The organism is Streptomyces phyllanthi, assembly GCF_009377205.1.
Classification (GTDB): domain Bacteria; phylum Actinomycetota; class Actinomycetes; order Streptomycetales; family Streptomycetaceae; genus Streptomyces; species Streptomyces phyllanthi.
This window is the reverse complement of the sequence record NZ_VJZE01000300.1, coordinates 1-11,363: the sequence shown is the minus strand read 5'-3', so window position 1 is coordinate 11,363 and position 11,363 is coordinate 1. Positions and strand designations below refer to the sequence as shown.

The 11,363-nt window shown below is 71.9% G+C and carries 10 protein-coding genes; 7 read left to right on the top strand and 3 right to left on the bottom strand.

Features of this window, described 5'->3' with window-relative positions; translation table 11 throughout:
• Nucleotides 1-76 precede the first annotated feature (76 nt).
• From FNH04_RS31225 to FNH04_RS31215, 3 genes are all read left to right on the top strand, one after another.
• Complete coding sequence (locus FNH04_RS31225) at nucleotides 77-925, top strand: GNAT family N-acetyltransferase (protein WP_322724367.1); 849 nt, start codon at nucleotides 77-79, stop codon at nucleotides 923-925.
• 104 nt (nucleotides 926-1,029) lie between these two features.
• On the top strand, nucleotides 1,030-1,599 hold the full coding sequence (locus tag FNH04_RS31220) for a GNAT family N-acetyltransferase (RefSeq protein WP_152789129.1): 570 nt from the start codon (nucleotides 1,030-1,032) through the stop codon (nucleotides 1,597-1,599).
• A gap of 73 nt (nucleotides 1,600-1,672) precedes the next feature.
• A complete protein-coding gene (locus tag FNH04_RS31215) occupies nucleotides 1,673-3,373 on the top strand; it encodes a proline--tRNA ligase (protein ID WP_152789128.1) in 1,701 nt (566 codons plus the stop codon).
• A gap of 291 nt (nucleotides 3,374-3,664) precedes the next feature.
• On the opposite strand, the gene FNH04_RS31210 is transcribed toward FNH04_RS31215, so the two are convergent.
• From FNH04_RS31210 to FNH04_RS31200, 3 genes are read right to left on the bottom strand one after another with little or no spacing between them, the layout of a single operon-like run.
• Entirely contained in the window at nucleotides 3,665-4,582 is a 918-nt protein-coding gene (locus FNH04_RS31210; protein WP_152789133.1) for an aminoglycoside phosphotransferase family protein, read from the bottom strand.
• 38 nt (nucleotides 4,583-4,620) lie between these two features.
• Entirely contained in the window at nucleotides 4,621-5,121 is a 501-nt protein-coding gene (locus FNH04_RS31205; protein ID WP_322724366.1) for a ferritin-like domain-containing protein, read from the bottom strand.
• A complete protein-coding gene (locus tag FNH04_RS31200; RefSeq protein ID WP_322724364.1) occupies nucleotides 5,118-5,648 on the bottom strand; it encodes a hypothetical protein in 531 nt (176 codons plus the stop codon). Before FNH04_RS31200 ends, FNH04_RS31205 begins: the two co-directional genes overlap by 4 nt.
• Before the next feature lie 229 nt (nucleotides 5,649-5,877).
• Here FNH04_RS31200 and rimP point away from each other — a divergent pair, with 229 nt between their 5' ends.
• The 4 genes from rimP to infB all read left to right on the top strand — a co-directional run bounded on the left by rimP (nucleotide 5,878) and on the right by infB (nucleotide 11,038).
• A complete protein-coding gene (gene rimP, locus FNH04_RS31195) occupies nucleotides 5,878-6,387 on the top strand; it encodes a ribosome maturation factor RimP (RefSeq protein WP_152789127.1) in 510 nt (169 codons plus the stop codon).
• A 2-nt stretch (nucleotides 6,388-6,389) separates the two neighbouring features.
• Nucleotides 6,390-7,376, top strand: a complete 987-nt coding sequence (gene nusA / locus FNH04_RS31190) for a transcription termination factor NusA (protein WP_322724362.1) — start codon at nucleotides 6,390-6,392, stop codon at nucleotides 7,374-7,376.
• A gap of 125 nt (nucleotides 7,377-7,501) precedes the next feature.
• Entirely contained in the window at nucleotides 7,502-7,783 is a 282-nt protein-coding gene (locus tag FNH04_RS31185; RefSeq protein WP_322724361.1) for a YlxR family protein, read from the top strand.
• Between the two features lie 177 nt (nucleotides 7,784-7,960).
• Entirely contained in the window at nucleotides 7,961-11,038 is a 3,078-nt protein-coding gene (gene infB, locus FNH04_RS49130; protein ID WP_322724359.1) for a translation initiation factor IF-2, read from the top strand.
• The last annotated feature ends 325 nt before the right edge of the window (nucleotides 11,039-11,363 follow it).

Genomic DNA, 11,363 nt, shown 5'->3' with positions numbered 1-11,363 from the left:
GGACTCCGGGCGGCGCCCCACAAATTCGCCGGGTACAGTGCGGAGATCAGCAGCCCCCAGGGTGAGGCCCCCGCACGTGTTGACCCAGACGACCACCAGGGTCCTCGAACCGAGTGACCTGGACGCCGCACTCGCCGTCCTCGACCGCGAGCCCGTCGCGAACGCCTTCGTGACCTCGCGCGTGCAGATCGCCGGCCTGGACCCCTGGCGCCTCGGCGGCGAGATGTGGGGCTGGTACGACGACGGCATGCTCACCAGCCTCTGCTACGCGGGCGCCAACCTCGTCCCCATCTGCGCCACCCCCCGCGCCGTACGCGCCTTCGCCGACCGCGCCCGCAGAGCCGGCCGCCGCTGCTCCTCCGTCGTGGGCCCCGCCGAACCCACCGCCCTGCTCTGGCGCCTCCTGGAGCCCAGTTGGGGCCCCGCCCGCGAGATCCGCGCCCACCAGCCGCTCATGGTCACCGACCGTCTCCCCACCGACATCGCCCCGGATCCGTACGTCCGCCGCATCCGCAAGGACGAGATGGAGACGATCATGCCGGCGTGCGTGGCGATGTTCACCGAAGAGGTCGGCGTCTCCCCGCTCGCCGGCGACGGCGGGCTCCTCTACCAGGCCCGCGTCGCCGAACTCGTCGGCTCCGGCCGCTCGTTCGCCCGCCTCGACGCGAACGGCAAGGTCGTCTTCAAGGCCGAGATCGGCGCGGCCACCCCCCAGGCCTGCCAGATCCAGGGCGTGTGGGTGGCCCCGGAACACCGGGGCCAGGGCATCGCGGCCCCCGCCATGGCAGCCGTCCTCCGCTACGCCCTCGCCGACGTGGCCCCGGTGGCGAGCCTGTACGTCAACGACTTCAACACCGCGGCCAGGCGCACGTACCAGAGGGTGGGCTTCCAGGAAGTGGGCGCGTTCATGAGCGTGCTGTTCTGAGAAGGACGCCGGAACGGCGCGACCGCCCTGCACGACCCGCACCCAACAGGACAACCCGCAGTCCCCGGCGCGATCCAATGAAGCGCCCGGGTAGTCTCCCCGGCATGCTGCGCTTTCCGGGTCAGGGCCCGTCCAACCCCGACGACGTGGTCATCGGCCCGCTGGACCTCGCCGCGCGCGTGGACGAGGCGCTCGCCGTCCAGGCCGTGGCCTTCGGACTCGGCGCCGAAGAGGTGGCCGTCCGCAGGCAGATCGTCCTGAGGCACCTCAGCCACCCCGGCGCCCGCGCGCTCGGCGCCACCACACCCCGCGGCCGGCTCGTCGGCTTCGTCTACGGCATGCCCAACGACCGTACGCACTGGTGGTCCACCGTCGTCGAACCGTACCTGCGCGCCCAGGGCCACGAGAGCTGGCTCGACGACTCCTTCGTGATCACCGAGCTGCACGTCCACCCGCACTACCAGAACCGCGGTATCGGCCGGTCCCTGATCACCACCATCACGGACGGCGCCACCGAACCCCGCTCGATCCTCTCCGCGATCGACACCGACAGCCCGGCCCGCGGCCTCTACCACTCCCTCGGCTACGAGGACCTGGCCCGGCAGGTGCTCTTCCCGAGCGCCCCGAAGCCGTACGCCGTGATGGGCGCCCCTCTGCCACTGCGCCGCCGCTAACCGATTTCCACCGCCCCGCACCGCCCGGCTAACCTCCTGTCATCACCCGTGACGCAGCAGGAGTACGAGAATCATGGCGAACGCACCGGTCCAGCGTATGTCCCAGTTGATGGCGAAGACGCTGCGTGACGACCCCGCGGACGCCGAGGTCCTCAGCCACAAGCTGCTGGTCCGCGCCGGATATGTGCGCCGCACCGCCGCCGGCGTGTGGACCTGGCTGCCGCTCGGCAAGAAGGTCCTCGCCAACGTGGAGCGGATCGTCCGCGAGGAGATGGACGCGATCGGCGCCCAGGAGGTGCTGCTCCCCGCCCTGCTGCCGAGGGAGCCGTACGAGGCGACCGGCCGCTGGAGCGAGTACGGCCAGGAGCTCTTCCGCCTCCAGGACCGTAAGGGCGGTGACTACCTCCTCGGCCCGACCCACGAGGAGATCTTCACCCTCATGGTCAAGGACCAGGCGTCCTCGTACAAGGACCTGCCGGTCATCCTCTACCAGATCCAGACCAAGTTCCGGGACGAGGCCCGGCCCCGCGCCGGCATCCTGCGCGGCCGCGAGTTCCTGATGAAGGACTCGTACTCCTTCGACCTGGAGGACGAGGGCCTCGCCCAGTCGTACGCCCTGCACCGCCAGGCCTACCAGAAGGTCTTCGCGCGTCTCGGCCTCGACTACCGCATCTGCGCCGCGACCGCGGGCGCCATGGGCGGCTCCAAGTCGGAGGAGTTCCTCGCCCCGGCCGACGCCGGCGAGGACACCTTCGCGGACTGCCCGAACTGCGACTTCGCCGCCAACACCGAGGCGATCACGTACGAGTTGAAGCCCGTGGACGCGGCGGACGTGCCGGCGGCCGAGGAGATCCCGACCCCCGACACCCCGACCATCGAGGCCCTCGCCGGCCTGCTCGGTGTCCAGGCCTCCGCCACCCTGAAGAACCTCCTCGTCAAGGTCGACGGCGAGATCGTCGCCGTCGGCGTCCCCGGCGACCGCGAGGTCGACATGGGCAAGGTCGAGGCCCACTTCGCCCCGGCGGTCGTCGAGATGGTCACCGCGGAGGACTTCGTGGGCCGCGAGGACCTGGTCCGCGGCTACGTGGGCCCGCAGGGCCTGGAGAAGGTCACGTACATCGCCGACCCGCGCGTGGCCCCCGGCACCGCCTGGATCACCGGTGCCAACAAGGTGAACATGCACACGAAGAACCTGGTCGCGGGCCGCGACTTCGAGGTCGACGCGTACGTCGACGTCGTCGTCGTGCAGGAGGGCGACCCCTGCCCGAACTGCGGCACCGGCCTCAGGCTCGACCGAGCCATCGAGATCGGTCACATCTTCCAGCTCGGCCGCAAGTACGCCGACGCCCTCAAGCTCGACGTCCTCGGCCAGAACGGCAAGCCGGTCCGCGTGACCATGGGCTCGTACGGCATCGGCGTCTCCCGCGCGGTCGCCGCGCTCGCCGAGCAGACGGCGGACGAGCAGGGCCTGTGCTGGCCGAAGGAGGTCGCCCCGGCCGACGTCCACGTGGTCGCCGCGGGCAAGGCGCTGCAGATCGAACTGGCCCTCGAGGTCTCCGAGAAGCTGCGTGCCGCCGGGGTCCGCGTCCTGGTGGACGACCGGGCGGGCGTCTCCCCGGGCGTGAAGTTCACCGACGCCGAACTCATCGGCGTACCGCAGATCCTGGTGGCCGGCCGCCGCTCCGCCGAGGGCGTGCTGGAGCTCAAGGACCGCAGGACCGGTGAGCGCGAGGAGCTGAGCGTCGAGGAGGCGATCGCGCGCCTGACGGCGTGACGAAGCCTGCGGGGAGGCGAGTCGGGGCGCTCCGCCGGGGCGCCTCACTCGTACGCGGCAGCCGCCGCGGCGGTGACGCTCGCGGCGGCGGCCGGAATGCTCGCGCTGACCGGCACTGCGGGCGGAAGCGGAGACGACGGCGAGCGCGCACGACGCCGACGTCCCCGTCGGAGAAGAGCGGCAGCGACACGAAAACGAAGTCGTCGTCGGGCCTCACCCCGAACCCTGCGTCGAACTCCTCGAACTCCTCGAAAAGAACGGGCGGCAGCGCCCGGAGCCGCACCGGCCCCCTCACAACCACCCGGCGAACTCCAGCAGCAGCTCCGCGTCCTGCGTCCGCCCCACCCGGCGCGCCCGCACCCCCGACTCCACGGCGCGGAACAGCGTCCACCCCCGCAGCCGCTCCTGGTCCAGCTCCAGCGACTCGGCGAGCCGCTTCACCCGGCGTCTGGTGGCCGCCGCCCCCGAAGGGGAGGCGATCAGATCCTCCACCCGGTCCCGCACCAGCCGGGCCAGATCGAACGCGCACTCGCCGACCACCGGATCGGGCCCGACGGCCAGCCACGGCATCCGCTCCCCGGCGAGCACCTTGCTCTGCCGGAACGTCCCGTGCAGCAGCCGCTCCTCGGGGGGCGAGACCAGCAGCTCCTCACGGGCGGCGAGGGCTGCGTCCACCAGCGGCGCGATCTCCTGGTCGGCGACGGCGCCCGCCCGCATCGCCTCGGCCTGCCGCCCGGTGCGCCCGGCCACTGTCTCGAAGAGGTGCCCGTCCCCGTCCGGCGGCTCGACCCACAGCCGCCGCAGCACCCCCGCCGCCTCCAGCAGGGCCTTCGCCTCGGGCAGGGACCGTACGGACAGATCGGGGTGCAGCCGCTCCAGCAGCAGCACCCCCGGTGTGTCGCCCGGGTTGAGCAGTCGCACCGCACCCCGCCCGTCCCAGTGCCCGAGGGCGGCCCGCTCGCTCTCCGGCCGGGCCCGGGGCGGTGCCAGCTTCAGCACGGCGGGCGTCGCGTCGAACTGCCGCACCAGCAGCACCAGGCTGCTGCGCCCACCGGGCGCCTGAACCCGTTCGACGGTCAACTCCCGTACCGCCACGGCCTCCTGAACCAGGGCGGGCAGCTCCTCCAGCCACTCGCCGCCCCCGTCGACCCCGCCCAGCCGCGCCTCGGCGAGTGCTCGCACGAGGCGCTGCGGCGGTTCGAAAGCCATGCGGGCCATGTGCGAGTCGTTCCCTTCCCCGGTCGCGTTCACGTCTGCGGTGTCGCCGCCACCGACGACGACGTCGGCGCTGCCGCCGCCCGCTCGGCGAGACCAGGGAAGGCTACGCTGCCGCCCCGCCAGCGGACCGAGCGCACGGCCGCTTCCCGGAGCGCCTCCGCCGCCGTACGCCTCCGGGCGCCCCCGGAAGCGCGTACGAGATCGGAGTACACCCCGGCCACCCGCTCCTCCAGCTCGACGGCGAGCCGTACGGCGGAGACGGTGTCCGTCACGGAGAAGGGCAGCCCGTACGCGGCGTCCGCGGCCACGGGTCTGCCGCCCAGGTTCCGTACGGCCCGCGCGAGTTCGTCGCGCCGGGCCCGGTGCGCGTCGTACGCGGCCCGGGCCTCGTCCTTCCGCTCATCGGCGATCCTCCCGCCGACCACCCCGTACCCGTACACGGCGGCGTGCTCGGCCCGCAGCGCGGCCTGCAGCGCCTTCAGCTCGCCGGCCTCCGGCGACGTACCGCTTCTGCCGGCCGCTCCGCTCACTTCGCACCCTCCGTCAACAGAAACGCGTGCCCGGCCCCGGCCGCAGCCACGGACGCCATCAGCCGCGCCAGCTCGCCCGGCACCTCCAGCAACGCCTTCCCACGGCGGTCCGAGAGCTCCTTCTCGGCCGTCACCAGCTCGGCGAGGGCGGCCTTCTCGTCGGCGGGCACGGGGGAAGGGGAGGCCGACCCCGACCCCGCCGCCGACTCCGACTCAGAGGCCGACGGAGTGGCCGACGCGCCGCCCCCGAACGCCTCGGCATGCCGTACGACCTCGGCCCGCAGCGGTTCCAGCAGCTCCGCCAGCGCCGGATGCGCGGCGATCACGGCGGCGTACCGCCCGGCGAGCGCCTCGCTGTCGCGCGCCACGCGCGCGCGTGCCCGGTCGGCGGCCGAGGGGCCGTCTCCGGAGCCGTCCGACCCGGAACCGGGCGAACAGCCCACGAGCAGAACCGTGCTCGCGGCCCCGGCGAGCAGACTCCTTCTGCGCGGCCCTGTTGGGGTGCGCGACGGCAGGGTGAACGGCACGGCAGTCGTCCTCGGGAAGGGTCGTACGAACGGAAGAGCGGTTGGCCCGTGATCACGGTACCCGCGCACTGGCGCACTACCCGTCACCGGCGCCCCCCGTATCCGTTACTGATGCCCCGCCCGGGCCGGGTGGCCCCCGGTGGACGGCAACACCCCCTGGGAACCGATACGCTTTGACCTGACACGCGACCTTCCCCACAACAGCACACGCGGCCGAGGAGTCACCCGGATGAGCACGACCCAGAGCGAGAGGCTGCGAGAACTCCTGGAGCCACTCGTACGCTCCCAGGGCCTGGACCTCGAAGAGATCGCGGTGGACTCGGTCGGAAGAAAGCGTGTGCTCCGCGTGGTCGTCGACTCCGACACGGGCGCCGATCTGGACGCCGTCGCCGATGTGAGCCGCGCGCTCTCGGTGAAGCTGGACGAGACGGACGCCATGGGCCAGGGCGCGTACGACCTGGAGGTCGGCACCCCCGGCGCCGAGCGCGCCCTCACCGAGCACCGGCACTACCGGCGTGCCCAGGACCGTTTGGTGAAGTTCCAGCTCCAGGAGGGGGGCGACCTCGTCGCCCGCATCCTGACCGTGGACGAGGACGGTCTCGACCTCGAGGTCCCCGGAGTCAAGGGCCGCAAGGCCACCACCCGCAGGCTCGCCTTCACCGACATCGCCAAGGCGCGCGTCCAGGTCGAGTTCAACCGCAAGGACAAGAAGGACATGACGGAAGAGGAGGAGGCGTAGCCGTGGACATCGACATGAGTGCCCTGCGGGGCTTGGTACGGGAGAAGGAGATCTCCTTCGACCTGCTGGTCGAGGCGATCGAGTCGGCCCTCCTCATCGCCTACCACCGCACCGAGGGAAGCCGCCGCCACGCGCGCGTGGAGCTCAACCGGGAGACCGGCCATGTGACCGTGTGGGCGAAGGAGGACCCCGAGGACCTGGAGGACGGGCAGGAGCCCCGCGAGTTCGACGACACGCCGTCGGGCTTCGGACGCATCGCCGCCACCACCGCCAAGCAGGTCATCCTGCAGCGCCTGCGGGACGCGGAGGACGACGCGACCCTCGGTGAGTACGCCGGCCGCGAGGGCGACATCGTCACCGGTGTCGTCCAGCAGGGCCGCGACCCGAAGAACGTCCTCGTCGACATCGGCAAGCTGGAGGCCATCCTGCCCGTGCAGGAACAGGTACCCGGAGAGGCGTACCAGCACGGCATGCGGCTCCGGTCGTACGTCGTCCGGGTGGCGAAGGGCGTACGAGGCCCGTCCGTCACCCTGTCCCGTACGCACCCCAATCTCGTGAAGAAGCTTTTCGCGCTCGAGGTGCCGGAGATCGCCGACGGGTCCGTCGAGATCGCCGCCATCGCGCGTGAGGCCGGTCACCGTACGAAGATCGCCGTCCGGTCCACCCGTTCGGGCCTGAACGCCAAGGGCGCGTGCATCGGCCCGATGGGCGGTCGCGTCCGCAACGTCATGGGCGAGCTGAACGGCGAGAAGATCGACATCGTCGACTGGTCCGACGACCCGGCCGAGATGGTGGCGAACGCCCTGTCCCCGGCCAGGGTCTCCAAGGTCGAGGTCGTGGACATGGCGGCCCGCTCCGCGCGCGTGACGGTCCCCGACTACCAGCTGTCACTGGCGATCGGCAAGGAAGGGCAGAACGCCCGTCTCGCGGCCCGGCTGACCGGCTGGCGGATCGACATCCGACCGGACACCGAGCAGACGACCGACTAGGGCTTTTCGGGCGCTTCCCGGAGAGTGGGGAATAGATCCAAGCCGCAGGTCGGTTGGATCACGACAACAGCCGTTCGATTTTTACCCCGTAGGGGTGAGGTCGGTGCGGGGAGGTAGACTTAGGAGTGTCTGGCCGGACGCGAGCCCGCGCATGCCCTGAGCGCACCTGTGTGGGGTGCCGGGAGCGAGCGGCCAAGAACGATCTGTTGCGGATCGTGGCGATCGACGAACAGTGCGTTCCCGATCCTCGCGGTACGCTGCCCGGCCGGGGTGCATACGTACACCCGGCCCCGGTCTGTCTCGACCAGGCGGTACGCCGCCGGGCGTTCCCACGGGCGCTGCGCGTCCCGGGGCCGCTCGACACAATGGCGTTGCGCCGTTACGTCGAGCAGACAGACAGTTGCTGAGCATCGGTTGTGCTGAGCACGCAACACCGCAAGACGTGTCGTACGGAACCCCGTGCGGCCAGGTACCTCGCGAGTCGGAAGTAGGTCGAGATTGCGATGAGCACTCGATGAGTACGCGATGAGTACGCCCATGAAGTAGCGACGGTCCGGCCGCAACCCGGACCTAAAAGGAGCGAAGTGGCTAAGGTCCGGGTATACGAACTCGCCAAGGAGTTCGGGGTTGAGAGCAAGGTCGTCATGGCCAAGCTCCAGGAACTCGGTGAATTCGTCCGTTCAGCGTCCTCGACGATCGAGGCGCCCGTAGTACGCAAGCTGACTGACGCCCTCCAGCAGGGCAATGGGGGCGGCAGGTCGGCTGCCCCCCGTAAGGCTGCCCCGGCGAGGCCGGCGGCGCCCTCTCCCGCGCAGGCCGCCCGTCCGGCGCCGCGTCCGGGGCCGGTGGCTCCCAAGCCGCCCGCGGCCGAGAGGCCCGCGCCCCCGACTCCGGGCCCGCGTCCCACGCCCGGCCCGAAGCCCGCGCCGAAGCCCGCCCCGGCGGCTCCGGCTCCGGCTCAGCCCGAGTTCACGGCGCCCCCGTCGCCGTCCGCGCCTCAGGCGCCTCAGGGCCCGCGTCCGGGCGCACGTCCCGGTCCCGGCGCCCCGAAGCCCGGTGGCGGTCGTCCGTCCGGCGGTCAGGGTCAGGCCCCGCGTCCCGGTGGGCGTCCGGGTGGCCAGGGCGCGCCGCGTCCCGGCGCCCGTCCGGCCGGTCCGCGTCCGGGTAACAACCCCTTCACCTCGGGTGGCTCCACCGGTATGGCGCGCCCGCAGGCGCCCCGTCCGGGCGGCGCGCCCCGCCCCGGTGGCCACGGCGGCCCCGGTGGTCCGGGTGGTCAGCGTCCGCAGGGCGCCGGTCAGGGCGGTCCCCGTCCGCAGGGTGCGGCCGGTGGCGGTCCGCGTCCCCAGGCTCCGGGCGGTTCCCGTCCGACGCCGGGCGGCATGCCCCGTCCGCAGGGCGGCGGTCCGCGTCCCGGCGGCGGCCCCGGTGGCCCGCGTCCGAACCCCGGCATGATGCCGCAGCGTCCCGCTGCCGGCCCGCGTCCCGGTGGCGGTGGCCCCGGCGGCCGCGGTCCCGGTGGTGGCGGTCGTCCCGGTGGTGGCGGCGGCGGTCGTCCGGGTGGCGGCTTCGCCGGTCGTCCCGGTGGCGGCGGTGGCGGCGGTTTCGCCGGCCGTCCCGGTGGTCCCGGTGGCGGTGGCGGCGGTTTCGCCGGCCGTCCGGGTGGTCCCGGCGGTGGCGGCGGTGGCCGTCCCGGCTTCGGCGGTCGTCCCGGTGGTCCGGGTGGCCGTGGTGGCACGCAGGGCGCCTTCGGTCGTCCCGGTGGTCCCGCGCGTCGTGGCCGCAAGTCGAAGCGGCAGAGGCGCCAGGAGTACGAGGCCATGCAGGCCCCGTCGGTCGGCGGCGTGATGCTGCCTCGCGGCAACGGCGAGACCATTCGCCTGTCGCGCGGTGCGTCGCTCACCGACTTCGCGGAGAAGATCAAGGCCAACCCGGCGTCGCTCGTCGCGGTCATGATGAACCTCGGCGAGATGGTCACCGCGACCCAGTCGGTCTCCGACGAGACGCTCCAGCTCCTCGCCGACGAGATGAACTACACGGTTCAGATCGTCAGCCCGGAGGAGGAGGACCGCGAGCTTCTCGAGTCCTTCGACCTGGAGTTCGGCGAGGACGAGGGCGACGAGGAGGACCTGGTGGTCCGCCCGCCGGTCGTCACCGTCATGGGTCACGTCGACCACGGTAAGACGCGACTGCTCGACGCCATCCGCAAGACGAACGTCATCGCGGGCGAGGCCGGCGGCATCACCCAGCACATCGGTGCCTACCAGGTCACGACCGAGGTCAACGAAGAGGATCGCAAGATCACCTTCATCGACACCCCGGGTCACGAGGCGTTCACCGCCATGCGTGCCCGTGGTGCCAAGTCGACCGACATCGCGATCCTGGTCGTCGCGGCCAACGACGGCGTCATGCCGCAGACGGTCGAGGCGCTCAACCACGCCAAGGCGGCCGAGGTCCCGATCGTCGTCGCGGTCAACAAGATCGACGTCGAGGGCGCCGACCCGACCAAGGTGCGCGGTCAGCTGACCGAGTACGGCCTGGTGGCCGAGGAGTACGGCGGCGACACGATGTTCGTCGACATCTCCGCCAAGCAGGGTCTGCACATCGACTCGCTGCTGGAAGCGGTCATCCTGACCGCCGACGCCTCGCTCGACCTGCGGGCCAACCCGACGCAGGACGCGCAGGGCATCTCGATCGAGTCCCGCCTCGACCGCGGCCGCGGTGCCGTGGCGACGGTGCTCGTCCAGCGAGGCACGCTGCGGGTCGGCGAGACGATGGTGGTGGGCGACGCCTACGGCCGCGTCCGCGCCATGCTCGACGACAACGGCAACAACGTCACTGAGGCGGGCCCGTCGACGCCGGTCCAGGTCCTGGGCCTGACCAACGTCCCGGGTGCGGGCGACAACTTCATCGTGGTCGACGAGGACCGTACGGCCCGTCAGATCGCGGAGAAGCGCGCCGCTCGTGAGCGCAACGCCGCGTTCGCCAAGCGCACGCGCCGCGTGTCGCTGGAGGACCTGGACAAGGTGCTGAAGGCCGGCGAGGTCCAGCAGCTGAACCTGATCATCAAGGGCGACGCTTCTGGTTCCGTCGAGGCGCTCGAGTCCTCCCTGCTCCAGCTGGACGTCGGCGAAGAGGTCGACATCCGCGTCCTGCACCGCGGCGTCGGTGCGGTCACGGAGTCCGACATCGACCTGGCGATGGGCTCGGACGCCATCGTGATCGGCTTCAACGTGCGCGCCGCCGGGCGTGCCGCGCAGATGGCCGAGCGCGAGGGCGTGGACGTCCGCTACTACTCGGTCATCTACCAGGCGATCGAGGAGATCGAGGCGGCCCTCAAGGGCATGCTCAAGCCGGAGTTCGAGGAGGTCGAGCTCGGTACGGCGGAGATCCGCGAGGTCTTCAAGTCGTCCAAGCTGGGCAACATCGCGGGTGTTCTCATCCGCTCCGGCGAGGTCAGGCGCAACACCAAGGCGCGCCTCATCCGCGACGGCAAGGTGGTCGCGGAGAACCTCAACATCGAGGGTCTGCGTCGCTTCAAGGACGACGTCACCGAGATCCGCGAGGGCTTCGAGGGTGGTATCAACCTCGGAAACTTCAACGACATCAAGGTGGACGACGTCATCGCGACGTACGAGATGCGGGAGAAGCCGCGCTCGTAGGACCGCGCCGTGAGGCCGGCCGGAGGGGACACGTCCTCTCCGGCCGACTTTCATTCCCGCCGGACCCTCCCTGGGGGCTGCCGCCCCCAGACCCCGGCTGTCGGCCCTGCAGGGGCCTCGTCCTCGACGCCCCTGCGCCATCCAGCCCGGTCTGCACCATTCAGCCCCTCCGGCGTTTGAGGAGCGGACGTCCGGGGGCCGGCCCCCGAAACGGGGGCAAGGGGCGGAGCCCCAGGTGGGGTCCGGGGCGGAGCCCCGAAGCTGGAGGTTCAAGGGGGCGCAGCGCAGCCCCCTTGGTGGGGTTGAAGGGGCAGCGCCCCTGGGG

Excerpts from the sequence above, each read along its gene's own strand:
- FNH04_RS31220 (WP_152789129.1), top strand. The coding sequence starts at position 1,030 with ATGCTGCGCTTTCCGGGTCAGGGCCCGTCCAACCCCGACGACGTGGTC.
- FNH04_RS31215 (WP_152789128.1), top strand. The coding sequence starts at position 1,673 with ATGGCGAACGCACCGGTCCAGCGTATGTCCCAGTTGATGGCGAAGACG.
- rimP (WP_152789127.1), top strand. The coding sequence starts at position 5,878 with ATGAGCACGACCCAGAGCGAGAGGCTGCGAGAACTCCTGGAGCCACTC.
- FNH04_RS31210 (WP_152789133.1), bottom strand. The coding sequence starts at position 4,582 with ATGGCTTTCGAACCGCCGCAGCGCCTCGTGCGAGCACTCGCCGAGGCG.